26 protein-coding genes are annotated in these 26,911 nt (G+C 66.0%); 13 read left to right on the top strand and 13 right to left on the bottom strand.

Translation table 11 applies throughout. From position 1 onward, the window contains the following. Positions 1–26 precede the first annotated feature (26 nt). The 7 genes from ACIGJC_RS24185 to ACIGJC_RS24155 all read left to right on the top strand — a co-directional run bounded on the left by ACIGJC_RS24185 (position 27) and on the right by ACIGJC_RS24155 (position 7,408). Complete coding sequence (locus ACIGJC_RS24185; RefSeq protein ID WP_483711930.1) at positions 27–1,472, top strand: aldehyde dehydrogenase family protein; 1,446 nt, start codon at positions 27–29, stop codon at positions 1,470–1,472. A 24-nt stretch (positions 1,473–1,496) separates the two neighbouring features. Beyond that, a complete protein-coding gene (locus ACIGJC_RS24180; protein WP_483711929.1) occupies positions 1,497–1,976 on the top strand; it encodes a GlcG/HbpS family heme-binding protein in 480 nt (159 codons plus the stop codon). 59 nt (positions 1,977–2,035) lie between these two features. Further along, positions 2,036–3,034 carry a 2Fe-2S iron-sulfur cluster-binding protein gene (locus ACIGJC_RS24175; RefSeq protein ID WP_483711928.1) on the top strand — a complete coding sequence of 333 codons (999 nt, stop codon included), beginning with the start codon at positions 2,036–2,038 and terminating at the stop codon, positions 3,032–3,034. A gap of 76 nt (positions 3,035–3,110) precedes the next feature. Then, complete coding sequence (locus ACIGJC_RS24170; protein WP_483711927.1) at positions 3,111–3,833, top strand: GntR family transcriptional regulator; 723 nt, start codon at positions 3,111–3,113, stop codon at positions 3,831–3,833. 298 nt (positions 3,834–4,131) lie between these two features. Further along, complete coding sequence (locus ACIGJC_RS24165; protein ID WP_483711926.1) at positions 4,132–4,308, top strand: hypothetical protein; 177 nt, start codon at positions 4,132–4,134, stop codon at positions 4,306–4,308. A 322-nt stretch (positions 4,309–4,630) separates the two neighbouring features. Further along, positions 4,631–6,079, top strand: coding sequence for an amidase (locus tag ACIGJC_RS24160; RefSeq protein ID WP_483714378.1), 1,449 nt, complete (start codon positions 4,631–4,633; stop codon positions 6,077–6,079). A 27-nt stretch (positions 6,080–6,106) separates the two neighbouring features. Next, positions 6,107–7,408: an MFS transporter gene (locus tag ACIGJC_RS24155; RefSeq protein ID WP_483711925.1), complete on the top strand. Its 1,302-nt coding sequence runs from the start codon at positions 6,107–6,109 to the stop codon at positions 7,406–7,408. 31 nt (positions 7,409–7,439) lie between these two features. Here ACIGJC_RS24155 and ACIGJC_RS24150 read toward each other — a convergent pair whose 3' ends face one another. The 3 genes from ACIGJC_RS24150 to xsc all read right to left on the bottom strand — a co-directional run bounded on the left by ACIGJC_RS24150 (position 7,440) and on the right by xsc (position 11,135). After that, entirely contained in the window at positions 7,440–8,210 is a 771-nt protein-coding gene (locus ACIGJC_RS24150) for a sulfite exporter TauE/SafE family protein (protein ID WP_483711924.1), read from the bottom strand. Continuing rightward, the gene (pta, locus tag ACIGJC_RS24145) at positions 8,207–9,244 is read right to left on the bottom strand and encodes a phosphate acetyltransferase (protein WP_483711923.1); all 1,038 of its coding nucleotides are present in this window, start codon (positions 9,242–9,244) and stop codon (positions 8,207–8,209) included. The genes ACIGJC_RS24150 and pta overlap by 4 nt, the downstream gene beginning before the upstream one ends. Before the next feature lie 124 nt (positions 9,245–9,368). Continuing rightward, the gene (gene xsc / locus ACIGJC_RS24140) at positions 9,369–11,135 is read right to left on the bottom strand and encodes a sulfoacetaldehyde acetyltransferase (protein ID WP_483714377.1); all 1,767 of its coding nucleotides are present in this window, start codon (positions 11,133–11,135) and stop codon (positions 9,369–9,371) included. A 366-nt stretch (positions 11,136–11,501) separates the two neighbouring features. On the opposite strand from xsc, the gene ACIGJC_RS24135 reads away from it, so the two are divergent. Then, complete coding sequence (locus ACIGJC_RS24135; protein WP_483711922.1) at positions 11,502–12,035, top strand: MarR family winged helix-turn-helix transcriptional regulator; 534 nt, start codon at positions 11,502–11,504, stop codon at positions 12,033–12,035. Positions 12,036–12,105: 70 nt separating this feature from the next. Here ACIGJC_RS24135 and ACIGJC_RS24130 read toward each other — a convergent pair whose 3' ends face one another. From ACIGJC_RS24130 to ACIGJC_RS24085, 10 genes are all read right to left on the bottom strand, one after another. After that, the gene (locus tag ACIGJC_RS24130; protein ID WP_483714375.1) at positions 12,106–12,621 is read right to left on the bottom strand and encodes an aromatic-ring-hydroxylating dioxygenase subunit beta; all 516 of its coding nucleotides are present in this window, start codon (positions 12,619–12,621) and stop codon (positions 12,106–12,108) included. 12 nt (positions 12,622–12,633) lie between these two features. Next, complete coding sequence (locus ACIGJC_RS24125) at positions 12,634–13,923, bottom strand: Rieske 2Fe-2S domain-containing protein (RefSeq protein WP_483711921.1); 1,290 nt, start codon at positions 13,921–13,923, stop codon at positions 12,634–12,636. 12 nt (positions 13,924–13,935) lie between these two features. After that, on the bottom strand, positions 13,936–15,228 hold the full coding sequence (locus ACIGJC_RS24120; RefSeq protein ID WP_483711920.1) for an NAD(P)/FAD-dependent oxidoreductase: 1,293 nt from the start codon (positions 15,226–15,228) through the stop codon (positions 13,936–13,938). Between the two features lie 11 nt (positions 15,229–15,239). Then, a complete protein-coding gene (locus tag ACIGJC_RS24115) occupies positions 15,240–15,545 on the bottom strand; it encodes a non-heme iron oxygenase ferredoxin subunit (RefSeq protein ID WP_211950792.1) in 306 nt (101 codons plus the stop codon). Positions 15,546–15,624: 79 nt separating this feature from the next. Then, positions 15,625–16,674: a branched-chain amino acid ABC transporter permease gene (locus ACIGJC_RS24110; RefSeq protein ID WP_483714374.1), complete on the bottom strand. Its 1,050-nt coding sequence runs from the start codon at positions 16,672–16,674 to the stop codon at positions 15,625–15,627. Next, entirely contained in the window at positions 16,674–17,558 is an 885-nt protein-coding gene (locus tag ACIGJC_RS24105) for a branched-chain amino acid ABC transporter permease (protein WP_483711919.1), read from the bottom strand. The genes ACIGJC_RS24110 and ACIGJC_RS24105 overlap by 1 nt, the downstream gene beginning before the upstream one ends. A 12-nt stretch (positions 17,559–17,570) precedes the next feature. Further along, entirely contained in the window at positions 17,571–18,308 is a 738-nt protein-coding gene (locus ACIGJC_RS24100) for an ABC transporter ATP-binding protein (protein WP_483711918.1), read from the bottom strand. Next, positions 18,305–19,096: an ABC transporter ATP-binding protein gene (locus ACIGJC_RS24095; protein ID WP_483711917.1), complete on the bottom strand. Its 792-nt coding sequence runs from the start codon at positions 19,094–19,096 to the stop codon at positions 18,305–18,307. Before ACIGJC_RS24095 ends, ACIGJC_RS24100 begins: the two co-directional genes overlap by 4 nt. A gap of 8 nt (positions 19,097–19,104) precedes the next feature. After that, entirely contained in the window at positions 19,105–20,322 is a 1,218-nt protein-coding gene (locus ACIGJC_RS24090) for an ABC transporter substrate-binding protein (protein ID WP_483711916.1), read from the bottom strand. Between the two features lie 166 nt (positions 20,323–20,488). After that, positions 20,489–22,093 (bottom strand): MFS transporter, encoded by a 1,605-nt coding sequence (locus tag ACIGJC_RS24085; RefSeq protein WP_483711915.1) that lies wholly within the window; start codon positions 22,091–22,093, stop codon positions 20,489–20,491. A 392-nt stretch (positions 22,094–22,485) separates the two neighbouring features. Between ACIGJC_RS24085 and ACIGJC_RS24080 the strand changes: the two genes are divergently transcribed. From ACIGJC_RS24080 to ACIGJC_RS24060, 5 genes are read left to right on the top strand one after another with little or no spacing between them, the layout of a single operon-like run. Next, a complete protein-coding gene (locus tag ACIGJC_RS24080; protein WP_483711914.1) occupies positions 22,486–23,448 on the top strand; it encodes an amidohydrolase family protein in 963 nt (320 codons plus the stop codon). 48 nt (positions 23,449–23,496) lie between these two features. Continuing rightward, positions 23,497–24,249, top strand: a complete 753-nt coding sequence (locus ACIGJC_RS24075) for a maleate cis-trans isomerase family protein (protein WP_483710783.1) — start codon at positions 23,497–23,499, stop codon at positions 24,247–24,249. Between the two features lie 10 nt (positions 24,250–24,259). After that, positions 24,260–25,084: an alpha/beta fold hydrolase gene (locus tag ACIGJC_RS24070; RefSeq protein ID WP_483711913.1), complete on the top strand. Its 825-nt coding sequence runs from the start codon at positions 24,260–24,262 to the stop codon at positions 25,082–25,084. Between the two features lie 39 nt (positions 25,085–25,123). After that, positions 25,124–26,176: a 2,5-dihydroxypyridine 5,6-dioxygenase NicX family protein gene (locus tag ACIGJC_RS24065; RefSeq protein ID WP_483711912.1), complete on the top strand. Its 1,053-nt coding sequence runs from the start codon at positions 25,124–25,126 to the stop codon at positions 26,174–26,176. A gap of 6 nt (positions 26,177–26,182) precedes the next feature. Continuing rightward, entirely contained in the window at positions 26,183–26,809 is a 627-nt protein-coding gene (locus ACIGJC_RS24060) for an N-carbamoylsarcosine amidohydrolase (RefSeq protein ID WP_483711911.1), read from the top strand. Positions 26,810–26,911: the final 102 nt, after the last annotated feature.

The following is a 26,911-nucleotide window of genomic DNA, read 5'->3' as shown; positions in this document are numbered from 1 at the left end:
GCCGCGCCGCGCAAACCGGACCGACGATGAACGTATTCCTCAACCATATCGACGGTGAATGGACGGCCTGCCAGTCGGGCCGGACCTTCGACAACGTCAACCCGGCCGACACCGGCGATCTCGTGGGCCGCTTCCAGGCATCGTCGGCGGTGGACGCGCGGGCGGCCGTCGCGGCTGCGGCCGCGGCCTTCAACGGCTGGAAGAAGACCCCGGTCGGCAAGCGCGCTGCGGTCCTGAACCGCGGCGCCGACCATCTCGAAGCCAACGCCGACAGCATCGCGGCCGAGCTGACCCGCGAAGAGGGCAAGGCCCTGGCGCTGGCGCGCGACGAAGTCCTGCGCTCGGCCCAGACGCTGCGCTTCTACGCCGTGGAAGGGCAGACCTTCACCGGCGAAGTGTTTCCCAACGATGACCCCGAGCAGCTGGTCTACAGCCAGCGCGAGCCGCTCGGCGTGGTAACGGTGATCGCGCCGTGGAACTTCCCGGTGTCGATCCCGGCCCGCAAGATCGCGCCTGCACTCGTGACCGGCAATACGGTCGTGTTCAAGCCGTCGTCCGAGGCGCCGCTGTCGGGCTACCGGCTGGCCGAGGCGCTGATCAAGGCGGGGCTGCCCAAGGGCGTGCTGAACTTCATCACCGGCAGCGCGGCCGAGATCGGCGCGGCCATTACCGAGGCGCAGCCCGTGCGCGCGATCTCGTTCACCGGCTCGTCGCGCGCCGGCGAGCAGATCCATCGCGCGGTGCCGCTGACGACCCGCACGCAGATGGAGCTCGGCGGCAAGAATCCGCTCATCGTGATGGAGGATGCCGACCTCGACCGCGCGGTCGACCTGACCATCAAGGGCGGCTTCTCGCTGTCCGGGCAGGCATGCACCGGCACCAGCCGCGTGCTGGTGGCCGACTCCATCAGGGCCGCGTACACCGAGCGGCTGCTGGCCAGGGTGGCGACCCTCAAGGTCGGCAGCGGCATGACGGCCGGCATGGACCTGGGCCCGCTGGCTTCGCAGAAGCAGCTCGAAAGCGTGCTGCGCTACATCGACATCGGCAAGTCCGAGGCGACCTTGCTGTGCGGCGGCCAACGGCTGACCGGCGGCGCGTTCGACCACGGCTTCTATGTCGCGCCGACCGTGTTCACGGACGTGACGCAGTCGATGCGGATCGCGCGCGAAGAGATCTTCGGGCCGGTGATCGCCATCCTCGGCTTCAGTGACTACGCCGATGCCATCGCCAAGGCGAATGACACCGAGTACGGGCTGGCAGCGGCCATCGTCACCAGCAACCCGCGCTATATCCACCACTTCGCCACCGACATCGAGGCCGGCACGGTCAAGGTCAACCGCACCACCACCGGCAACCTGGTCAACGCGCCGTTCGGCGGGCTCAAGCGCTCGAGCACGTCGACGTTCCGCGAGTCGGGCCGCACGGGGCTGGAGTTCTATACGCAGATCAAGACGGTCTACCGGGGCGCCTGAGCCCGCCGTCGCAAGGAGTCAGACATGAAGAAAGCCATCAAGCTGGAACTGCGCGAGGCGCGCCACATGATCGCCGCGGCCATCCGCCGCTCGGAGGAAATCGGCGTGCTCGAGTCGATCTGCGTGGTCGACGAGGGCGGCTATCCGCTCGTGCTGGAGCGCATGGACGGCGCCCGCATCACCGGGCCGCAGATCGCCTGGAACAAGGCCTTCACGGCCGCCGGGCATAAGCGCTCCACCCATCTGTTCACCACGCCGCCCAACGGGCCGGCGCTGCCGGGCAACGAGGCGTTCGGCATCCAGTGGAGCTTCGAAGGCAAGTTCGCCGCGTTCGTGGGCGGCTTCCCGATCGTGGTCAACGACGAGGTGATCGGCGGCATCGGCCTGTCCGGCGGCAACGGCGAGCAGGACACGCAGGCCGGCGTCGCGGCGCTGCAGGCGCTGGCCGAGCTGCTGGCACCGCAGGAACTGAAGGTGCTGGTGCAGGCCGATATCAAGAAGTAAGCGCAATAAGCAAGCGCATTCCGGCGCCACGCCACCCATCACCCTTGCGCGGAGGTTCCATGTCGTACCGCATACAGATCGCCGAGACGCAGCAGGTCTTCTTTGTCGAACGTGGCGAAACGCTGCTGCAGGCCGCCGGGCGTGCGAGCATTGCCTTGCCGCACGACTGCCAGCTCGGGGGGTGCGGCACCTGCCGCATCCGGCTGCTCGACGGGCAGGTGCGCTATGACGAGGAGCCGTTCGGCCTGGCGCAGGACGAGGCCGCTGCCGGCTACGCGCTGGCCTGCCAGGCGCAGCCGCTGGGCGACCTGGTCATCAGCACCGCGCGCGAAGAGGAGGCCTGTGCAGAGCCGGCCCGGCACCGTGCGGTGGTGCGCGGCGTGCGGCCGTTGTCGGCAGACGTGCTGCATGTCGAGCTGGAGTTGCCGGAGGCCGGCGCGCTCGACTATCGCCCGGGCCAGTACCTGAAGCTGGTCACCGGCGATGGGCTCGCGCGCAGCTTTTCGATGGCCTCGGTGCCGAGCGCGGGGCGGGTCGACCTGCATGTCCGCCGCATCCCGGGCGGCACCTTCACCGATGGCGTGCTGCCGCGGCTGAAGGCCGGTGACGGCCTGGATGTCGAACTGCCGCTCGGCTCCTTTTTCTATCGGGCCCGGGATTACCGGCCCTTGCTGATGGTGGCCACCGGCACTGGGCTGGCGCCGATCAAGGCGATCCTCGAATCGCTGATGGACGATCCCGACTGCCCGCCCGTGTCGCTGTACTGGGGCATGCGCCAGCCAGATGACCTGTACCTGCACGCCGACATCCCGGCCTGGGGCGAGCGGCTGTACGACTTCCAGTACGTGCCGGTGCTGTCCCGCGCCGGCGATGGCTGGCAGGGACGGCGCGGCTACGTGCACGACGCGGCGCTGGCCGACCTGGGCGATCTCAGCGAGCATGCCATCTACCTGTGCGGATCGCCGAACATGATCCGTGACGCGCGCGCCGCATTCCTCGCGCGCGGTGCCAACCCGGACCATCTCTACGCGGACAGTTTCACGTTCCAGCACGATTGATAAGACATGGCGGTATACAGCCGGAGGCTTGGTATACAATGGCGGCCAAACCGTCCGTTTCCACTTCCGCCAATCCATGGCCAATACATCGCCCACTGCCTCGACTGCTCAGACTGCCGAGCCGCTCAGCCTAGGTGCCAGCCATTCGCCACTGTTCGCGCTTGTCACCGACAAGCTGCGTGAAGGCATCCTGAACGGCCAGTACGCGCCGGGCGAACGGCTGGTGGAAAACCGGCTGTCGGCCGAACTGGGCGTGTCGCGCATTCCGGTGCGCGAGGCCTTGCGCGCCCTGGCCAGCGAAGGGCTGGTGCTGATCGAGCCGCGCCGCGGCGCGTCGGTCGCGAGCCTGTCGCCGGTGATCGCGCGCGAGATGGTGGAAGTCCGTGCCACGCTCGAAGGCCTCAACGCCAAGCTGGCGGCGCAGCGCCGCGACCCGGCACTGATTGCCGAACTCGAGGCGGTGTTGCGCAACGGCATGGATGCCGCCGCGCAGGGCCGCACGGAAGAGTTGCTCGCGCTCAACAGCCGTTTCCACGAAGTGCTCGGCACCATCGCGGCCAACAGCGTGCTGCAGGAAATGATGCGCTCGCTGCGCGAACGCACCGCCGTGCTGTTCGGGCCGGCAAACGTGGTGCGCGCGCGCCAGAACTGGGACGAGCACGCCCAGATCCTGCAGGCCGTCATCGCTGGGGATGCCGATCTCGCCGCCTTGCTGGCGGCACGCCATGTCCATAGTGCCGCCAAGGCGGCCGAACTGCCGCTCGAAGGGCAGGGCGGGGCCCACAGCCAGGCCGCCTGAGGCGCGTCCTCCGCCAGCGGCCACCGCTCTCGCCGTCTTCCGCGATACATTTTCCGTCCCTCCCTCCCTCCCTCCCGCCCGCGGCGCGCAAAAGCCGGCGCATGCCGCCAACGTTGCCGGTCCGTTCGGGACCCGGAGATCCGACTATATTGAATTGCGCCTCCGCGTCCTGATGGGTGCAGTCCCATTGCCAGGGCGGTTTTGCATGCCCGGTAACAGATGCATTGCGCACCGCGTTATGGCGCACCGCACCAATTTTGTGTATACTGTAGTCAATTAGATTCAATTGGGATTTACCATGAAGTCGCCCGAGCAACGTTATCTATCGCAACCCGTCGGTCAGCAACTGCTGCGTTACTACGCGGCGCGCGACGCGGTCCGGCATGCGACGCCGCTGGTGCCTTTGCATCTTCGCGATATCGGCCGTTTTTTCCGCGCGCTGGTCGGGCACTCGCCCCGCCACAATCACTGCTGATCGGGTCACCCTGGGCTGATCGAGTCGGCTGCCCCAGTCGCTGCGGAGCAGCCGCTAACCTCTCCGGCAGGTGTTCTTCCTGCCGACTTCCTTCCCCTCGTAGATATCCTGCTCGCTGACGACGCGACACGGAAGTGTCACGCTCGTCCATAATCTCTTGCTGTTGCGGCGATATTGAATATAGTATACCGAAACACAAATAGCAGTCCCTCCGTAGTCTCTCCCAACGCCCCCACCGTGCATCGCCCGCACGGATAACGACACAGGAGTCGACGTGAACCTGCCTCACCGGAGCCCCGCCGGCCCTGCGCCGTTGTGGAAGATGGCGCAATGGCTAGCCGCCGGGGAAGTCTCGGCGGTGGAACTGGTGGACGCCTGCGAGGCCGCCTGGCATGCGTGGCATGGGACCATCAACGCGCTGGTGCTGACGGATTTCGACGCTGCCCGCGCCGCCGCGCAGGAAAGCGACCGACGCCGCCGCGCCGGCGAGGTTCGGGGCGTTCTCGACGGCATTCCGTTCTCGATCAAGGAATCGTTCGACGTTGCCGGCTGGCCGACTACCTGTGGCAACCCGGCCTTGCGCGGCCATGTGGCGCGGCGCGATGCCGTGGTCGTACAGCGCCTGCGCGACGCCGGCGCCGTGCTGCTCGGCAAGACCAACGTCCCGCTCGGCCTGCGCGACTGGCAGAGCTACAACGACATCTACGGCACCACACGCAACCCGCATGATCCGTCGCGCACGCCGGGCGGCTCATCGGGCGGCAGCGCGGCGGCGGTGTGCGCGGGGTTGTCGGCCTTCGATGTCGGGTCGGATATCGGCTCCTCGCTGCGCAATCCGGCCCACTACTGCGGAGTATTTTCTCTCAAGCCCAGCCATGGCCTGGTGCCGCTGGATGGCCACGGCACGGGCCCGGCGCGCTTTGGCGAGCAGGACATCAACGTGGCTGGTCCGCTGGCCCGCAGTGCGCATGACCTCGATCCCGTGTTGCGCGCCATCGCAGGCCCGCACGGCGATCTGGCGTCCGCATACCGGCTTGTACTGCCCACCTGTGCGCACCGCCGGCTGGCCGATTTCCGCATTGCCGTGCTGCCCACCCATCCGCAGGCAGATGCCGACGGCGAGGTCGCCGCGCAGATCACGCAGCTTGGCCACTGGCTGGCGCGGGAGGGCGCGCGCGTGGACTGGCACGCCCGGCCGGATTTCGATGCCGCCGAGTTGTGGCATGCCTATGTGACGCTGCTGCGCGCGACCACCGCGGTCCACATGGATGACGCGGCCTATGCCGATGCGCTTCGCCATGCCGCCGATATTCCCGTGGGCGAGGCTTCCTACGCGGCGCTCCAATACACGGGCGCGACGCTGAGCCATCGCGACTGGCTGCGCCTGCAGGCGGCGCGCGAACGTTTCGCGGCCGCGTGGCGCCGCTTCTTCACCGACCATGACGTGCTGCTGTGCCCGGCCGCGACAACGACCGCGTTCGCGCTCGATGAAGCGGGCGAACCATGGACCCGCACGCTCACCGTCAACGGCGATGCGCAGCCCATGACCACGCAACTGTTCTGGGCCGGCCATTCCGGGTTGTGCGGACTGCCTTCCGCGGTTGCGCCGATCGGGCCGGGGCCGAGCGGCTTGCCGGTCGGCGTGCAGATCGTCGCCAGCCGCTACCAGGATCTCACCGCCTTGCGTTTCGCGGCCCTGCTCGAAGAGGCTGGCTACGCTTTCCGGCCCCCGCCGCAGCCCTCCATGCTGCAGGCGAACCCCCACCACTAAAGCAGACCTACACCACAGGGAGCGATCATGTTTGACTGGTTCCGCGATTTGTCGCGCATGGAGCGCAAGGGCTTCTATGGCGCTTTCCTCGGGCATGCGGTCGACGTGTTCGACTTCATGATCTATTCGTTCCTCATCTCCACGCTGCTGGGTCAGTGGGGCATGAGCAAGTCGACCGCCGGCGCCATTGTCACGTGGACGCTGGTGTCGTCGCTGGTGGGCGCCATCGGGGCCGGCATCCTGGCCGACCGCTATGGCCGCGTGCGGGTGCTGCGCTGGACCATCATCGTGTTCGCCATTGCCTGCTTCCTGTGCGGGCTGGCGCAGTCGCCGGAGCAGCTGATGCTGTTCCGCATGATTCAGGGACTGGGCTTCGGCGGCGAGTCGTCGCTGTGCATGGTGCTGGTGACGGAGATGATCCGCAACCCGGCGCACCGGGGCAAATACTCGGGCTTCACCGCCAGCAGCTATTCCTTTGGCTGGGGCGCGGCGGCCATCGTCTACGCGCTCACCTTCAGCGTGCTGCCGGCGGAGACCGCCTGGCGCGTCTGCTTCTTCCTCGGCATCCTGCCGGCACTGGTGGTGATCTACCTGCGCCGCAATCTCGAGGAGCCCGAGGTCTTCCTGAAGACCCGCGCCGCCGGCCGGCAGCAGACGGCACTGGGCGGGCTGGGCCGGCTGTTCCGCGGGCCGCTGCTGTCCAGGACGGTGCTGTGCAGCCTGCTGTCGGGCGGGATGCTGGGCGCGTACTATGCCATCGCCACCTGGCTGCCGACCTTCCTCAAGACCGAGCGCGGCCTGTCGGTATTCGGCACCAGTTCCTACCTGGCCGTGACGATTGTCGGGTCCCTGATCGGCTATGTTGCGGGCGCCTATGCCACCGACCGCTGGGGCCGGCGGCTGACCTACATCGTGTTCGCGGCAGGGGCCTTCGTGGCGGCGCTGGTCTACATGGTGATCCCGGTGTCGAACACGTCGATGCTGTTCCTCGGCTTCCCGCTAGGGATCCTGATGCAGGGCGTGTTCGCGGGCATCGGCGCGACGATCTCGGAGTCCTTTCCCAACGATATCCGCGCGACGGGTTACGGCGTGTCATACAACGCCGGGCGCGTGATCGGCTCGCTGTTCCCGCTGTCGGTGGGATGGCTCAGTTCAGGCCGCACTTCGTTGCCGATCGCGATCGCGATTGTCGCCGGCGTGGGCTATGCGATGGTGGTGGTGGCTGCGATGCTGTTGCCTGAAACCACCGGCATGGACCTCGGGCAGGCCGGTGGCGGCGAGGAACCCGAAGCGGCGCCGCTGGCGCAGCCCGCGGGGAGCGCGGCCTGAAGCCGTGCGTGCGAGGGATGGTGAGCGGTGCTCAGCCAAACTGGCTGACGAGCGCCGGCACCATCAGGCTCGCGCCGATGCCCATCAGCACGCCGAACGCGATGCGCCGCGTGGTGGTCGCGGAGAACGGCGGCGGAAAGCGGCGTCCCAGCAGCGTGGCGAGCACCACCACCGGCACGCCGATCGCGGCTTGCAGCCACACCTGCGCGTCGAGCTGGCCTTGCCACGCCGAGAAGAGGGTGCGCACGCTGGAGGTCACGGTAAAGACCAGGATCAGCGCGCAGCGGATCTCCACCGGCTTCATGGGCTGGCGGTAGAACTGGAAAATCAGCGGCGGGCCGGACACGCCGAACATGCCGCTCAGCAGGCCGCCGAAGATGCCGCTGACAAGAAAACTGCCATCGCCCGAGCGCCGCGCCAGCGGCTCGGGCCGCAGCGCCGAACTCAGGCCGCCATACAGGATCACCGCGCCCAGCAGTATCTGGAGCAGCGTGGCCGCGGTGCTGCTGAGGTAGTCGAGCAGCATCACGCCTGCGACCACCGACGGAAGGATACCGATGGCCGCGGCAAGCACCGCGCGCCGGTCGATATGCTGCATCTTGCCGGGCAGCGCGCATGCGCTGTTGGCCAGTGTCACCAGGCTGACCACGGCCGCGACCGTCGCCACCGGAGCCAGGCCCAGTCCGCTCGTGGCGCCCATCACGATCATGCCCAGGCCAAAGCCTGTCACGGTCTGAAAATACGTTCCCGCGCCGAGCAGCGCCTGCAGGCCCAGCACGGGTATCAACCATTCCGGCTTCATGCTGCGGCCTGCTCTCCGGAAGTTGCCTGCTGCGCCGAAGCGGCCTGCGCCTGCACCACCGTGACAGCGATGACATGGAAGACATCTTCCTCGCTGCAACCGCGCGACAGATCGTTGGCGGGCTTCCTGAGCCCCTGCAGCATCGGGCCGATGGCCTTGGCGCCGCCGAGGCGCTCGGCGAGCTTGTAGCCGATATTGCCGGCTTCAAGATTGGGGAAGACCAGCACATTGGCGTGGCCGCCCACTTGCGAATGTGGAATCTTGCGCTCGGCAATCTCCGCGACGATCGCGGCGTCGAGCTGGACATCGCCATCGATGGCCAGGCCGGGGCGCTGCGCGCGCACGCGCTCCGTGGCCGCGACTACCTTGTCGACGGCCGCGTGCTTCGCGCTGCCGCAGGTCGAGAACGACAGCATCGCCACGCGCGGCTCCTCGTTCAGCAGCGAACGTGCGCTGTCGGAGGCGGCGATGGCGATCTCCGACAGTTCCTCGGCATCGGGGTTCACCACCAGTCCGCAGTCGGAGAAGATCAGTCCGCCCTTGAGCGCGTGGAACGGCTCGCACAGCATCATCAGGAAAAAGCTCGACACCAGGCGGAAGCCGGGCGCCAGACCGATCAGCTGGATCGCCTGGCGCACCACGTCGGCGGTAGTGTGGACCGCGCCGGCCACCGAACCATCGGCATGGCCCTGCCGCACCATCAGGTTGGCGAAGCAAAGCGGATCGAGCACCGCCTGCCGGGCCTGGTCCAGCGTCATGCCCTTCTTTTGGCGCATGGCATAGAGCGCCTGCGCGAAGGAGGGCGCCAGTGCCGAAGCGGCCGGGTCGACGATGTTCATCCCGTCCAGGACGATCCCATGCTCTTGCGCGGCGGCGCTGATCCGCTCCGGGTTGCCCACCAGGATGACCTGCGCGATGCCCTCGCGCGTGGCCCGCCCGGCGGCCTGCAGGATGCGCGGGTCTTCGGCCTCGCACAGGACGATGCGGCGGGGCGCGGCGCGCGCGCGGTCGATGATGCGGAGGATGGGCTTCATGGCGGGTTTGGCTCGGTAGGACTGAAAAAAGGGCCAGCGCTTCACGCTATGCCCTTGGTGTTCTTCCCTCTCCCGCTAGCGGGAGAGGGCGCACCCGAGCGCCAGCGAACGGGTGCAGCTTCGATCAGACGTAGTCCTTGTACTTGTCCAGGTAGCGCACCGGCTTGGCCAGCGCATCGCGGCGGAACGGGTCGCCGAGTTCACGCGTGCACAGGACTTCGATGATCGTGGTCTTGCCATGATTCATCTGCAGGTCGATGGCGCGCTTGAGCGCGGGGCCCACGTCTTCCAGGCGGTCCACCACGATGCCTTCGGCGCCCATTGCCTTGGCGATTTCGGCAAAGCTCTGGTTGTCGAGCTCGCCCGCGACGAAGCGGCGGTTGTAGAAGTCCACCTGGTTCTTCTTCTCGGCACCCCATTGGCGGTTGTGGAAGACCACGGCCGTCACCGGGATGTTGTGGCGCACGCAAGTCATGGTTTCCATCAGGCTCATGCCCCAGGCGCCGTCACCGGCATACGAGACGGCCGGGCGGTGCGGCGCGGCAACCTTCGCTCCAATGATGGTCGGGAACGCGTAGCCGCAGTTGCCCCAGCTCATCGCCGCGAAGAAGCTGCGCGGCTTCTCGAAGCGCAGGTAGCTGTTGGCCACCGAGTTGATATTGCCGATGTCGGTGGACACCATCACGTCTTCCGGCATGGCCTTTTCCAGCTCGCGCAGGACCTGGCGCGGGTGCAGGTAAGTGCCGCCGTTGAAGGTGCGCTCGTTCTTCTGCTCCTCGATCATGTCCAGGCTGTACGGGTCGCGCTCATGCGTCCATTCGTCCAGTTCCTTTTCCCATGCGGCCTTTTCGCTGGCGATTTCCGTGGCGCGGGCGTCGCGGGTGCTGTCGCAGGCGAGCGTGCGGCCGGCCAGGCGCTGCGACAGCGCGATGGCGGCGGCCTTGGCGTCGCCGCAGATGCCGACGGAGATCTTCTTCACCAGGCCCAGCATCTTGTGGTCGGCATCGATCTGGATGATCTTGGCGTTCTTCGGCCAGTAGTCCATGCCGTGCTGCGGCAGCGTGCCGAACGGCCCCAGGCGCGAGCCCAGCGCGATCACCACGTCGGCGCGCGAGATCAGCTTCATCGCAGCCTTCGAGCCCTGGTAGCCCAGCGGGCCGCACCACAGCGGGTGGCTGGCGGGGAAGGAGTCGTTGTGCAGGTAGCTGTTGACCACCGGTGCGCCCAGGCGCTCGGCCAGTGCCTTGCATTCCTCGATGGCATCGGCCATCACCACGCCGCCGCCCGAGATGATCACCGGGAACTTGGCCTGCGCCAGCAGTTCGGCCGCTTCGTTCAGGCTCTGCTCGCCGCCGGGACCGCGATCGAGGTTCTGCGGCTTCGGAATCTCGGCGGTGATCTTGCCGTAGAAGTGGTCGCGCGGAATGTTCAGCTGCGTCGGGCCCATCTCGGCCTTGGCGCGGTCAAAGCAGCGCGCGGTGAACTCGGCCATGCGGGCCGGGTTGGTGACGTGGCCCTGGTACTTGGTGAACTCCTGGAACATCGGCAGCTGGTTGGCCTCCTGGAAGCCGCCCAGGCCAATGCCCATGGTGCCGGCTTCGGGCGTGACGATCACCACGGGGCTGTGCGCCCAGTACGCAGCGGCAATCGACGTCACACAGTTCGAGATGCCAGGACCATTCTGGCCGATCACCACGCCGTGGCGACCCGACACCCGGGCAAAACCGTCGGCCATGTGGCCCGCACCCTGTTCATGCACCACCGGGATCAGGCGGATGCCGGCCGGGGCGAAGATGTCCATCGCATCCATGAAGGCGGAGCCCATGATGCCGAACATATCGGTGACGCCGTTGGCCACCATGGTTTCCACAAACGCTTCGGACGGCGTCATGGTCTGGGGGCCGGCCGGCACCTGGGTCTCGGTGGCCGAGCCACCAGAAACTGCGGGGTGCGAGGTCGTGTCGAGGTCGCGCATGGGTGTCTCCTGTGTGACTTAATAAAGTGGAACTATTCGTTCCGGAAAATTGTTGTTGGGGGAAATGTAGGCGCTGGATCGTCACTGGTCAATAGAAAGTTTTATTTTTTGGAATTTACCGAGCAAAAAAACGAGACGAGTTCATCAAAAAGTGTCTTATGAGTATCAAAATGCCGATATCTCCAACGGCGGGGTCGTTCCGGAACCGGAATGTCCGGACAAAGCCCGTTCCCTCCCGGCCTTCCTATATACTTTCAGTGTGCTAACAAACCGGTGAGTGATATGGCTCCAAGAACAAAGCGCGGTGCAGCCGTGGATGACAGTGCGGCGGTGCCGGCGATCGGGGCGGAGAGTGACCCTGCCAAGGACCTGTTATGGGCGCGGCCGGGTTTCCTGGTGCGGCGCCTGCACCAGATCCACGTCGCGATGTTCTTCGAGGAATGCAAGTCGCCCAACATCACGCCGGTGCAGTACGCGATCCTGACGGTGTTGTCGGTGTTGCCCGGACTGGACCAGACCTCGCTGGGCCAGGAGGTGGGGCTGGACCGCACGACCACGGCGGACGTAGTCCGGCGGCTGGAGGAGCGCGGTCTGGTCGAGCGCCGCGACAATCCGGCGGATCGCCGCACGCGCCATGTCTACCTGACCAAGGAGGGCAAGAGCGTGGTGACGGCACTGCGCGCCGACATGGCGCGCGCGCAGGAGCGCATGCTGGCGCCGCTGAAGCCGGCGCAGCGCGAAGTGTTCATGGAACTGCTGGCCACGCTGGTGGAGGCGAACAACCAGTACAGCCGGACGGTGTTGAGGAGTATGTAGGGCGACGGCGGGGTGGCAGCAAAACGACAAGGCGGGCGCCAGGCCCGCCTTGTATTTCTGGGGAGATGCCTCAGACGGGATACACCAGATCGTTCGCGATGATCGTCGTGTCGTAGATCACCTGGCGTTCGCGCAGCAACAACCGGCCTCCCGTACGCTCGAAGCGATCGTGGTAGGTGCCGGCCATATGCATGGTGGTCGGCCCCTCCACCAGCGTCTGCAGCAGCAGGAAATTGGCCTGCGCGATGATGTCGCCATCCGCCGTCTCGTCGATCACGCGCGTGTTGGTCACGAGGTGCAGGTTGTAGCGCGGCGCGAACATCTGCGTATTGGCAATGGCCGCGGCGCGGTCCCGCATCATGCCGATACCCTCGGCATAAACAAGACCGACCGGCAGATTCAGTTCGGCATTTTCGCGTGCTGTGATGCGGTAGAGCGCATCGTCGGTGAAGAACCGCGGCCACTGCTCGACCAGCCCGGCGTCGAGCACCGCGCAGTATTCCGCATGGAAGTTTTCGATCTCCAGGCGCAGTTCGATGGCGCGCGCGGTGCCCAGCGTGCTTTCGCGATAGACGGCGTAGTGCATCGGTTTCATCGTTCAGAACCCCATCACGCTGCGGTAGTACTGGTACATGGCGCGGATCGCCGATTCCGAGATCAGCGAATTCGACGTGCCCACGTGGTTGGCATCGAGCTTGAGCACATTGACGTCGGTGGTCGAGCGGCGCACGCCTTCCTGCACGAACTTCATGGCCTCGTTGTCTTCCAGGCCGAGGAAGCCGGCCGGCCCCATCAGGTTGCCCTGGCGCAGGCGGTGCTGGGTCATTTCCTCGGTGTCGTCCTCATAGCCGAACATGGTCCACAGCATCAGCATGCTGTCGGGGCCGTTGGGAACGATGTGGCGCACGCCCAGCGTATTCATCTCGCGCTGCACGATCAGGTTCGGCCAGATGGTCTGCATGGTGACGGACCAGGGGGAGTCGAATTCCTTCACGTACTCCAGGAAGCGCTCGTCCTCCAGGCGCATGCCTTCGTGGTACGAGCGCATTTCCTTCTTGTTCTCGTCGCTGACGGCCGCGTACTTGTCTTCCTTCTTGGCCGACGCCATGGTGCCGTGGCGGCCATGCACGGGGTCGGCGATCATGGCCGATTCATTGCCCGCCACCAGCAGGCCGAACACCACCAGGAACGAATGCAGCAGCGTAGCGTGGTACGGGTCCTTCAGGTTCTCGTGGTACATCTTCCAGTTGCACGGCAGCTCGTTCTTGTAATAGCCGAGCACCTTGAGCGGCTTGCCGTTGAATACCACGTCGAAGTCCTTGAGGATCTCCGGCGTCATGTATGCCTCCAGGCTTTCCATGTCCTCCGCGTACGAGGCAAAGATCACGCCGTTGCGCGTGGCCACGTTCAGCTTCACCAGCCCGTGGTCTTCATTGCGGAAGTCCTTCGGCATGCCGCCCGCGCGATTCACGCCGCGCTTGAACGGCACGCCCTGCAGGTTGCCCTTGAGGTCATAGGACCACTGGTGATAGGGGCAGACGAATTCCTTGGTGTTGCCCTGGCTGTGGCGGCAGAACTCCGCGCCGCGATGGGCGCAGCGGTTCTCGAAGACATTGATCGAACCATCTTCCGCGCGCGACACCACCACGGGCGTGGCGCCGACGTAGGAGCGCTTGAAGTCGCCCGATTTCGGGATCTCCGCTTCCAGCGCAACATAATTCCACGAGCGGCCGCGGAAGATCTTGTCGAGCTCGAGATCGTAGACCGGCTGGCTCGTGTACACCCAGTCCGGGATAAAGTGCAGGCCGTCTTCGGGCCAGCGGCAGTCGGCCAGGCCGGTGTCCTTGCGTCCCAGCTTGTGCTGGATCACCGCTTGCGTCTGGTACATGGGGCGTTCCTTTCAGTGTGAGGTGAGGCTGGCGGTGCGGCCTGGTGCTTGCACCTGCACGTCGCGCACGAGCTGGCGCAGCGGCAGGCCGGCATCGCACAGGCGGGCCATGTGTTCTTCGACGGGCACGCCGAACAGTGCGCGCAACTGGCGCAGGTCGCCGCCGGCGTTGACGGCGATTGCGTGGCGCAAGCGGCCGTCCAGCGTGCCAAGCAGCATGAACTTCGGGTTTGCCGCGTCGCCGCGCGGGCGTTCGCGCCACGTATAGCGGATGCCGGCGTGGGCGGCGCCAAGCATCTGCACATTGCAGCCGAACTGGTCGGTCCAGAACCACGGCGTGGCTGCGGGCGCGGCCTGCAGGCCGAGCATCGACGTGGCGGCAATGCGGGCCTGTTCGTTTGCGGACTGCCAGGATTCCATGCGCATCTCCGTGCCGAACAATGGCTGGAACTGGCTCGCGCAATCGCCGGCGGCGTAGATGTTCGGTGCGCTGGTGCGACCCTGTTCGTCGATGCGGATGCCGCCATTGCCCGCATGCAGCGCCAGCCCGGCGCTGATGGCAAGGTCGGTGTTCGGCGTCAGGCCAATGGCTACGACGAGCGCCGGCACCCGCCAGGTGGTGGCATCGGCCAGCCGTACCCGCACGCCTTGTGGCTGCGGTTCGATTGCGGCGATCTGGCAGCCAAGCCTGAGGTCCACGCCGCGTGCGCGGATGCGCTGCGCGAGCCAGTCTCCCAGCTCCGCCGGGACGGCGCGGCCTAGCAGCCGGTCGGCGCTTTCCAGCACCGTGACCTTGAGGCCGAGGTCCACCGCGGTCGACGCCGTTTCCAGGCCGAGGAAGCCGCCGCCGATCACCAGGATCTCGTCGGCGCGCTGCATGGCCTCGCGCAGGGCACCAGCGTCGTCCAGCGTGCGCAGGTAGTGCACACCGGGCGTGCCGGGCGGCAGCGCCGGCAGCGTGCGCGCGCTGCCGCCGGTGGCGAGCAGGCAGGTGCCGAAGCGGATCTCGCTACCGTCCGCGCAGGCGGCGACGCCGCGCGCGGGGTCGATCGCGGTCACCGTGGTGTCGAGACGCAGGTCGATATCGCCTTCGGCGTAAAAGCCCGCGGGATGCACGCCGATCTGGCCTTGCTGGCTGGCATCGGCCAGCACCGCCTTGGACAGCGGCGGCCGTTCGTACGGCGCGTGCCGTTCGCCGCCGACCATGACGATGCGCTCCGCGTGACCGAGCTTGCGCAACTCGGCCGCTGCCATTGCGCCGGCCTGCCCGGCACCGACGATCAGGATGGAAGCTTGCGGGGACATGCGCGGGTCCGTCACAGCTCGACCCAGACCCGGCTGTCTTCGAACTTGACCGGGTAGGTGCGGATATCGGTGGCGGCCGGCGCGCACATGGCCTTGCCGGTACGGATGTCGAAGCGGGCCTGGTGCAGCGGGCATTCGATGCAGCCGTCTTCCAGGTAGCCGTCGGACAGCAGGGCGTACTGGTGCGTGCAGACGTTGTCGGTGACGAAGTACTCGTCGTCGCTGCGAAAAACAGCCAGCTGGCGCTCGCCCAGTGTGAGCGGCATCACTTCATCGTTCTGCAGCGTGCCGGCGTCGTTGATTTCAATCCATGCCATGAAGCTCTCCGTTGCTGATCTGTCAGTACACTGACTATAACGATCAGTGTACTGATGTTGTTTGAACGAACTATCCTCGTTAACCCTGTCCGGAACCGGCGGCACCGGGCCGTGCCGCACCGGTCACCGCGGCGACGGGCCGCGATACAGGGCGAACGCGCCAGCGCGCCTCGATCTCGCCCATGATGCCGCGGCGGAACGTGAGCACGCAGACCACGAAGATCAGCCCCGTGACCATGCTGACGGACTCGCCGAGCGCGTCGAACCAGGAGATGCCCGTCAGCGCGGCCAGGGCCGTGCCGGCATCGCCGAGCTTGTTCTCCAGCGCGACGATCACGAGTGCGCCCAGGATCGGTCCGGACAGCGTGCCCATGCCGCCCACCAGCGTCATCAGGATCACCGAGCCCGACATCATCCAGTGCACATCGGTCAGCGTGGCAAAGCCGAGCACCAGCGTCTTGAGCGCGCCGGCCAGCCCCGCGAGCGCGGACGAAAGCACGAAGGCCAGCAGCTTGAAGCGGTCCGCGTCATAACCGAGCGAGACCGCGCGCGGCTCGTTCTCCTTGATGGCGCGCAGGATCTGCCCGAATGGCGAGTGGACGATGCGCATGATGCCCAGGAACGCTGCCGCGGTGATGGCCAGCACCAGGTAGTACATGGTCATGTCGGATTCCAGCGAGACCATGCCGAACAGGCTGCCGCGCGGCACCGCCTGCAAGCCGTCCTCGCCGCCGGTGACCGGCGCCTGCAGGCAGAAGAAATAGAACATCTGCGCCAGCGCCAGCGTGATCATGGCGAAGTAGATGCCCTGCCTGCGGATCGCCAGCGCGCCGAATGCCAGGCCCAGCAACGCGCCGAATGCCGTGCCGGACAGCAGGCCGATTTCCGGCGTGACGTGGAGCGCCTTCATTGCATAGCCGCATGCATAGGCCGCACCGCCGAAGAACGCGGCATGGCCGAACGACAGCAGGCCGGTGAAGCCGAGCAGCAGGTTGAAGGCGCAGGCGAACAGCGCGAAGCACAGCAGCTTCATCACCAGCACCGGATATGCTCCCAGGAACGGGGCCGCCGTCAGGACTACCAGTAGCAGCCCGTAAGCGTACGTAGCGCGGTTGTCGCGTGCCGTCATCATGCTTCCTTTCCAAAGAGGCCGGCCGGGCGCACCAGCAGCACGCAGACCATGGCCACGAACACGACCGTGGCCGAGGCCTCGGGGTAGAACACCTTGGTCACGCCCTCGAACACGCCGAGGCCAAGGCCGGTGAAGATCGATCCCAGGATCGAGCCCATGCCGCCGATCACCACCACGGCGAACACCGTGATGATCAGGTTCTGGCCCATCAGTGGCGAAACCTGCATCACCGGCGCCGCGAGCACGCCCGCCAGTGCTGCCAGGCCCACGCCGAACGCGTAGGCCAGCGTGACCAGCAGTGGCACGTTGATGCCGAATGCTTCGACGATGCGCGGGTTTTCGGTGCCGGCCCGAAGGTAGGCGCCAAGCCGGGTCTTCTCGATCACGTACCACGTGGCAAAGCAGACGCCCAGCGAAGCCACCACCACCCAGGCGCGGTAGTTCGGCAGCACCATGAAGCCCAGCCCCGTCACGCCGGTGAGCGCGTCAGGCGTTGGATAGGGCAGGCCCGAGACCCCATAGGCGGAGCGCAGCAAGCCTTCCAGCAGCAGGCAGATGCCGAGCGTCAGCAGCAGCCCGTAGAGATGGTCGAAACGGTACAGGTGGCGCAGCATGGTGCGTTCGAGCACCACGCCGATGGCGCCGGTCGCCAGCGGCGCCAGCAGCAGCATCAGCCAGTAGCCGATGCCCAGGTAGTTCAGGCCCATCCAGGCCAGCACCGCGCCGAGCATGAAGAGGGCACCGTGGGCAAAGTTGATCACGTTGAGCAGGCCGAAGATCACGGCCAGCCCGAGACTCAGGATCGCGTAGAACGATCCGTTCACCAGCCCCAGCAGCAGCTGGCTGAGCAGCGCCGGCAGGGGTACTCCGAACAATTCCATTGGAAACTCTCCTTACACGCCGAGCAGCGCGTTAAGCGTCGGCATCTTGCGTTCCAGGTCCGAAGACTCGAATGCCTCGACGATGGCGCCGTGCTCCATCACGTAGAAGCGGTCGGCCAGCGGTGCGGCGAAGCGGAAGTTCTGCTCCACCATCACCACGGTGTAGCCGCGCCGGCGCAGCATCGTGATCATCTTCGCCAGCCTCTGCACGATCACCGGCGCCAGCCCTTCCGAGATCTCGTCGAGCAGCAGCACGCTGGCGCCGGTGCGCAGGATGCGCGCGACCGCCAGCATCTGCTGTTCCCCGCCCGACATGCGTGTGCCCGGGCTCTTGCGCCGTTCGAGCAGGTTGGGGAACATCTCGTAGATCTCGGCGACCGTCATCGGCTCGCGCAGGCCCACCGCGCCGGGTGCGCGCGCGAACTCGGGCGGCAGCAGCAGGTTCTCCTCGCACGACAGGCTCGAGAAGATCGCGCGCTCCTCCGGGCAATAGCCAAGTCCGAGCGGCGCGATGCGGTGCGTCTTCATGGCGATGGTCTCCTGGCCATGCACGCGCACCGAGCCCTTGCGCTGGCCCACCAGGCCCATGATCGCGCGCAGCGTGGTGGTGCGCCCCGCGCCGTTGCGGCCGAGCAGCGTGACGACCTCGCCGGGGTTCACCGTCAGGTCCACGCCGTGCAGGATGTGCGATTCGCCATACCACGCGTGCAGGTCGCGGATCTCCAGTGCGGGGGTGGTCGCCCGTGTCATGCGGCCTCCGCGCGGACGTGGAGGTCCGCGGCCTCGTCTGTGGTTCCCATATAGGCTTCCTTCACTTGCGGATCGTTCGAGACTTCGTCGTAGCTGCCTTCGGCCAGGATCGCGCCGCGCTGGAGCACGGTGATGCGGTCGACGATCGAGGACACCACGCTCATGTTGTGCTCGACCATCAGCACGGTGCGCCCGGCGGACACACGCTTGATCAGCGCGGTCACCGTCTCCACGTCTTCATGGCCCATGCCCTGCGTGGGCTCGTCCAGCAGCATCAGCTCCGGGTCCATGGCAAGCGTGGTCGCGATCTCCAGCGCGCGCTTGCGGCCATAGGCCAGCTCGGCGGTCGGCAGGTGCGAGAAGCTCGCCAGGCCGACCGCATCGAGAAGTTCCATGGCGCGGCCATCCAGCTGCGACAGGGATTGCTTGCCCCGCCAGAAGTGGTAGGCCGTGCCAAGCTTGCGCTGCAGCGCCACGCGCACGTTCTCCAGCACGCTGAGTTGCGGAAACACCGCCGAGATCTGGAATGACCGGATCACGCCCATGCGCGCGATGTGCGCGGGCCGCAGCGCGGTGATGTCGGTGCCGTTGAAGTGGATGGAGCCGGACGACGGCGCATGAAACTTCGTCAGCAGGTTGAAGCACGTGGTCTTGCCCGCGCCGTTCGGGCCGATCAGCGCATGGATCGACCCGCGGCGCACGCGCAGGCTGACATCGTTCACGGCCGTGAAGCCCTTGAAGCTCTTGCTCAGGCCGCGGGTCTGCAGGATGACTTCAGCATCGGTCATGGGCGCGCTCACTTCTTCACCAGCGCGCAGTCGCTGGCGGACAGCGGGCGGAACGCCTCATCGCCAGGAATGGTGCCGAGGTACTTCACCAGGTCCCAAGGGCCTTTGGATTCCGCCGGCGTCTTGGCCTGGGCGAGGTACATGTCATGCACCATGCGGCCATCGGCGCGTACCTTGCCGTTGTGGACGAAGGCATCATTGACGGGCAGGGCGCGCATCTTGTCGGCCACGGCGGGGCCGTCGACGGTCTTCGCGGCCTCGACGGCCTTCAGGTAGTGCAGCACGCCGGAATAGACGCCGATCTGCCCGTGCGTCGGGTAGGCCTTGTGGCGCTTGTAGTAGCGCGCGACAAAGTCTTTCGATTTGTCGTCCAGGTCCAGTCGGAACGGATCGACGTAGGTCAGGCCCTGCGCGGTGTTCAGGCCCAGGCTCTTGATGTCGGTGATGAAGGTGGACGGCGTGATCACGGTCTGTCCGGCCTTCACCAGGCCGAACTCGCCGGCGGCTTTCACGCCGTTGATCATGTCGTTGCCCGCATTCGCCAGCACCACGACCTTGGCCTTCGATGCCGATGCGGCAACCACCGGGCTGCTGAAGTCGCTGGCGTTGAGCGGATGCTTGGTGCTGCCCACGTTCTTGCCGCCGCTGACCTCCACGGCCTTGCGGAAATCCGCTTCCAGCGACTGGCCGAAGGCGTAGTCCACGGTGATGTAGTACCAGCTGTTGCGGCCCTGTTCGATCATGCGCTTGACCAGCGGATACGACACCGAGTATGTATCCCACGCCCAATGGAAGCCCGTGGGCGAGCAGTTCTGGTTGGTCAGCGCCATCGCGCCGCCGGTCGAGACAATGTCGATCTTCTGCTTCTGCCGGGCGACCTCCTGCACCGCCAGCGCCGTCGACGAGTTGGGGAAATCGATCACCATGTCGACCCCGTCCGTGTCGAACCAGCGGCGCGCCAGCGAGGATGCGATATCCGCCTTGTTCTGGTGGTCCGCCGACAACACCGTGACCGGCTTGCCGAGCGCCTTGCCGCCGAACTCTTCCACGGCCATCTGCGCGGCAAGCACCGAGCCCTTGCCGGAGAGATCGGCATACGAGCCGGACATATCGGTGATGACGCCGATCTTCACGCCATTGGCATCCGCCCAGGCGGGGGCGGCAGCAGCAAGGCCCAGCAGGGCCGACGACAGGGCAAGCGTGCGGAGGGTGCGAGGTTTGGACATGGGGGCTCCCGGTTGTCTTCGTGGATAGTGAACAGGGTTGCGATGGTTGTAGCCTGCGGTGCCCCGGCTTCATCGCCGTGCCCGGGCACTCGGTCATGAACTCAGTATGCTGAGGATGGGGCGGTAAAGAGGCGGATCGCTCCGCCCATTGCCATGTTTGTGCGGCTCAGACCGACAGGTCACGCCCGCGAGTCTCGGGCACGAACAGCATGCCGATCACAAAGGCCGCACCGGCAATGACCACCGGATACCAGAGCCCGTAGTAGACGTCGCCGCTCGACACGTTCATCGCGGTGACGACGAACGACAGCATGCCGCCGACCCAGCCGGCGCCCAGGTGGAAGGGCAGCGACAGCGAGGTGTAGCGCACGCGCGCCGGGAACAGTTCCACCATGAAAGCCGCCATCGGCCCGTACACCATCGCCAGGAACAGGATGGGCACGAGCAGCAGCAGGAAAAGCATCGGCATATTGATGCGCGCGGGATCGGCGCGCTCGGGCCAGCCGGCGGTGATCAGCGCGCGCTTGATGGCATCGCGGTCGAAGCCCTGCAGCGTCCGCGTGCCGATGTGGACCTGGGCCTGCGCCGAATCCGCGGCCGGCACGAAGGTGTAGCCCACGCCAAGGTCGGTCAGGTAGCCCCGGATCTTGTCGCAGTCGGACACCGGATCGCCAAACAACCGGGCCTTGCAGTTGCCAGCGGTCACCTGGATGGTGCCTTGCTGCTGGAAATGCTCTAGTGCCGGGTTGGCGTAGTGCGTCAGGCCCTTGAAGATTGGCTGGATCGTGACGGCGGCCAGCAGGCATGCCGCCATCATGATGTACTTGCGGCCGATGCGGTCCGACAGCCAGCCGAAGAACAGGTAGCACGGCGTGGCGACGACGAGCGCGATGGCGATCAGCATGTGCACGGTTTCGATCGGCACGTGCAGCGTCTTGTTGACGAAGAACATCGTGTAGAAATGACCCGTGCCGAAGATAGCGCCGAGGCCTGCTGCCACGGCAAACAACAGCAGTACGGACTTCAGGTTATGCCATTGCGTGAAGCTCTCGCGGATCGGCGCTTTCGACGTTGCGTTGCTGGCCTTCATGCGCGCGAATACCGGCGACTCATGCAGCTTGCCGCGGATGTACACGGAGATCACCAGCATCACGAACGACACGATGAACGGAATGCGCCAGCCCCACGCGCGGAATTCCGCCTCGGTCAGGAAGGTCTTGAGCAGGTACACGACCAGCAGCGACGACAGCAGCCCGAGCGTCGCCGTGGTCTGCAGCGAGCTGGTGTACAGGCCGCGCTTGTGCACCGGTGAATGCTCGGCCACGTATGTCACCGCGCCGCCGACTTCGCCGCCCAGTGCCAGCCCTTGCAGCAGGCGCAGCAGCACCAGCAGCACGGTGGCGGCAATGCCGATCTGCTCGTACGTGGGCAGCACGCCGACGCCGACAGTGGCGATGCCCATCAGCAAAATGGTGACCAGGAAGGTGTACTTGCGCCCGATGATGTCGCCGAGCCGCCCGAACAGCAGCGCGCCGACGGGGCGGATCAGGAAGCCCGCGCCGAACGTCGCCAGGCTCGCAAGAAAGGCGGCGGTTTCATTGCCCTTGGGGAAGAACAGCGCGCCGAAGTACACGGCCAGCGCAGCGTAGATATAAAAGTCATACCACTCCATCAACGCGCCGAAGGAGGAGGCAAGGATGACCTTGCGCTCCTCCGCGGTCATGCCGGAAGCGGAGGCGCGCGCTTCATCGCGGGTCAGGCTCATAGTCATGGCGGGGGTCCTATGGTGAAGCCAGTTGTCTCATTTGTCTTTATTCTTCCCGGTCGTGCAGGCGCATGCCTGCTTCCGGTGCATCAGTCAGTATGCTGATGAGATGCGCAGTGTGCTGAGCAATATGCGGGCCAGGCAACAGAAGCCGGAATCCCTGCAATGCCCTGTTTTTAAGTAGCTGGCTAATATTGTCAGCATACTGAGCATGTGGGGCAGTGTACTGAGCGTGTTGGGTCATCGTTATAGGTGTTAACCCTCCGGAATCGCTGTCTGGACTTTTGCAATTCCGCTGACTAGAATCCGCAATTAGTCAGTGTACTGAACAATCGGCGCGAAACCCCCGCTGCGCCGTTGATGGTGCGCTGCAACCCGTCATCAGGAGCCCCCACAGCATGACAAGAGTGAAGAAGATCGCCCTGGAAGAGCATTTCATGACGCCAGGGTTCCAGGCCTACTCCAAGGCATTCACGCAATATATCGACCCCGCGGTGTTCGCCGACCTGGGCCGCCGCCTTGCCGATTTTGACGATCTCCGTCTCGCGGAGATGGACCGCGCGGGCATCGATATCACCGTGTTGTCGCAGACCGGTCCTGGTGTGCAGGGCGAAGCCAACCCGGAACTTGCCGTGGCGCGCGCAAGGCAGAGCAACGATTTCCTGGCCGAACAGATCGCGCGTCATCCGACGCGCTTTGCCGGCTTTGCCGCGCTTCCCATGCACGATCCCGAACAGGCGGGCAGGGAGCTGGAGCGCGCGGTGCGCGAACTGGGCTTCAAGGGCTCGCTGGTCAATGGCCACACGCACGGCCGCTATTACGACGATCCCGCGTATGACGCGTTCTGGGAGCGGATGCAAGCGCTCGACGTGCCGTTGTACCTGCACCCGACCGATGCCTATGTGAAGCCACAGGTGCTGGCCGGCCATCCGGAACTCGATGGCGCCGCCTGGGGCTGGGGCGTGGAAACGGCATCGCACGCGCTGCGCCTGCTGTTCGGCGGCGTGTTCGACCGCTTCCCGCGGCTCAAGATCATTCTCGGCCATATGGGCGAAGGCCTGCCGTTCCAGCGCTGGCGCTTCGACAGCCGCTTCGCGGTGTACTCGCACGGGGTACGGCTCGCGCGCGCACCGTCGGAGTACATCGGCACCAATATCGTGATCACCACGTCGGGCGTGTGCTCGCACGGCGCGCTGTCCGGTGCCATCGCCGAAATGGGGGCGGAAACCGTGATGTTCTCCGTCGACTACCCATACGAATCGACCGAGGTCGCGGCGAAGTTCATCGAGGAAGCGCCGCTCGACGACGCGACGCGCGCGCTGGTCTGCCACGGCAACGCCCAACGCCTTCTCAAGCTGTAACCGCTGTCACCGCTGACAGCGCTGACACCGCACTACGCAAGGACACCCATGCAAAAAGTCTTTCGCATCGGCCAGATCGTGCCGAGCTCCAACACCACGATGGAAACCGAGATCCCCGCCATGCTGAGCGCACGGCAGCAGATCCGCCCCGAACGTTTCACCTTCCATTCGAGCCGCATGCGCATGAAGAAGGTGGTCAAGGAAGAACTGGCGGCGATGGATGCCGAGTCTGACCGCTGCGCCGTCGAGCTATCCGACGCGCGCGTGGATGTGCTCGGCTACGCCTGCCTGGTCGCGATCATGGCGATGGGCCATGGTTATCACCGCAAGTCGGAACAGCGCCTGAAAGCCCACACCGTTGAGAACGGTGGCGATGCGCCGGTAATCACGAGTGCCGGCGCGCTGGTCGATGCACTCAAGGTGATCGGCGCGAAGCGCATCGCCGTGGTTGCCCCGTACATGAAGCCGCTGACGGAATTGGTGGTGGATTACATCCGCAACGAAGGCTACGAAGTCGTCGACTACCGCGCGCTGGAGATTCCCGACAACCTCGAAGTGGGCCGCCACGATCCGGCGAAGCTTCCGGCCATCGTCGCGCAGATGAACATTGCCGACGTCGATGCCATCGTGCTGTCCGCCTGCGTGCAGATGCCGTCGCTGCCGGCGGTAGCGAAGGTCGAGGCGATGACCGGCAAGCCGGTGATCACGGCGGCTATCGCCACCACCTATGCGATGCTGCGCGCGCTGGACCTGGAGCCGGTCGTGCCGGGCGCGGGCGCGCTGCTGTCCGGCGCCTACTGAGGGCCGCGCCATGAGCACCTTCCTCTACGGCGGCAATGTCCAGGCCAATGGCATCCGCCAGCACTACCTGCGCTACGGCGGCAACGATGGCGAACGCGCGTCGCGCGACGCCGTGATCATCGTGCCGGGCATCACGAGCCCGGCCATCACGTGGGGCTTCGTCGGCGAGCAGTTCGGCCAGCGCTTCGATACCTATGTGCTGGATGTGCGCGGCCGTGGCTTGTCGGAAGCGAGCGACACGCTGGACTACAGCCTCGATGCGCAAGCTGCCGACGTGATCGCGTTCGCGCAGGCGCTCGGCCTGCAGCGCTATGCCATCGTCGGCCATTCGATGGGCGGGCGCATTGGCGTTCGTGCCGCGCGGCAGCACCCCGCAGGCCTGACGCGGCTGGTGATGGTCGATCCGCCGGTCTCCGGCCCCGGCCGCCGCGCTTATCCCGCGCAGCTGCCGTGGTACATCGATTCAATCCGCCTCGCGCGCGCTGGTGTCGACGCGGAAGGCATGCGCCGCTTCTGTCCGACATGGACGGACGAGCAACTGCGCTTGCGCGCCGAGTGGCTGCACACCTGCGACGAGCGCGCAGTCCTGGCGAGCTTCAACGGCTTCCATGAAGACGACATCCACGCCGACCTGCCGCACGTGTCCGTGCCGACGCTGCTGATGCGCGCCGGCCGTGGCGACGTGGTGCGCGACGAAGACGAGCAGGAAATCCGCACGCTGCTGGCGGGCGTGCTGGTGAGCCACGTCGCCGATGCCGGCCACATGATCCCGTGGGACGACGAGGCCGGCTTCTATCGTGCCTTCGGCGATTTCCTAGGTGCCGCGCTGCCGTAATGAAAGCCTGTCACCCACCACGTCTCGCAAGGAGCCGACATGCCCGTCAGTGACCACCAGATGATCGATGCCTGGACCCAGGTGCTCAAGCTGTCCAAGCTCGAACGAGGGCAGAGCGTGACCATCCTCACCAGTGCCGCCACGCATCCGCAGACCCTCTCGACTGCGCTGATCGCCACGCAGGCGATGGGTGCGATCGTCAACCGGATCGACCTGCCGCCAGTCAATGGTGAGAAGGCGTTGAGCCGCGATGCGCTGGCCTATCTCGGCACAACACCGCTGACCGGCAACCGCGCCGCCATCGCCGCGCTGAAGGCGAGCGATCTCGTGCTCGACCTGATGACGCTGCTGTTCTCGCCCGAGCAGCATGACATCCTGAGCGGTGGCACGAAGATCCTGCTGGCCGTGGAGCCGCCCGAAGTGCTGGCGCGCATGGTCCCGACTGAAGCCGACCGCGAACGCGTGAAGGCGGCTACCGAGCGGCTGGGCCGCGCAAAGGAAATGCACGTGGTTTCGGCTGCCGGCACCAACCTGCGTTGCCCGCTGGGCGAGTTTCCCGCCATCAGCGAGTATGGCTTCGTCGACGAGCCCGGGCGCTGGGACCACTGGCCCAGCGGCTTCGTGCTGACGTGGCCTGACGAGGGCGGGGCGAGCGGCACCATCGTGCTCGATCGCGGCGATATCCTGCTGCCGCAGAAGACCTACGTCACCGAGCCGGTCACCCTGACCGTGGAGAACGGCTTTGCCACGCGCATCGAAGGCGGCCTGCACGCGGAGCTGCTGAGCGAATACATGGCCTCGTTTCGCGACCCGGAAGCCTATGCGATTTCGCACATCGGCTGGGGCCTGCAACCGCGCGCGCACTGGTCGACGCTGGGCCTGTACGACCGAGAAGCGACCATCGGCATGGATGCGCGCGCGTTCGAGGGCAACTTCCTGTTCTCGCTCGGCCCGAACAATGAGGCCGGCGGGCAGCGCACCACGACCTGCCATATCGACATCCCGCTGCGCCGCTGCACCGTGCGCCTCGACGGCACAGATGTGGTGACCGAGGGCAAGGTCATGGACGGCTTCCAGTACCCCAAGGAGTAGCACCCCATGCACAAGGAAATCGGCGCCTACCAGCGCCAGGGCTTCGGCAACCAGCTTGAACTGGCACCGCCGTTCGGCCTGCTGATTGTCGACTTCGTCAACGGTTTTGCCGATCCGGCGGTGTTCGGCGGCGGCAATATCCGCGATGCCATTGCCGCCACGGTGCCACTGCTCGCGGCGGCGCGACGCGAAGGCTGGGCCATTGCGCATAGCCGCATTGTCTATGCCGACGACGGCGGGGACCACAATGTCTTCTCGATGAAGGTGCCGAGCATGCTGACGCTGAAGGAGCATGAGCGGAACAGCGCCATCGTTGACGAGTTGATGCCAGCGCCGGGCGAACTGGTGGTGCGCAAGACCGTGCCGTCGGCCTTCTTCGGCACCTCGCTGGCCGCATGGCTCACGCAGCGCGCGGTGAAAACACTGGTCGTGGCAGGCGCCGTGACCAGCGGTTGCGTGCGCGCCAGCGTCGTGGATGCCATGCAGTACGGGTTCCGCCCGCTGGTGCTGTCAGATTGCGTTGGTGACCGCGCGCTCGGTCCGCACGAGGCCAACCTGTTTGACATGGAGCAGAAGTACGCCACCGTCATGCCCCGGGGGGCCGCGCTGGCCGCGATCGGCGTGCAGGAATGAGCCCAGGCATGGCGTTTGCGCCGCTTGCCATGCGGTGAAGCCGCAATTGACAGGCCGGGGCGCGGTTCTTTAGCATTTTTGCTCAGCATGCTGAGCAAGTCG

It is taken from the genome of Cupriavidus sp. C3SS-1 (assembly GCF_057073755.1).
This window is presented reverse-complemented; position numbering and strand designations above follow the sequence as displayed.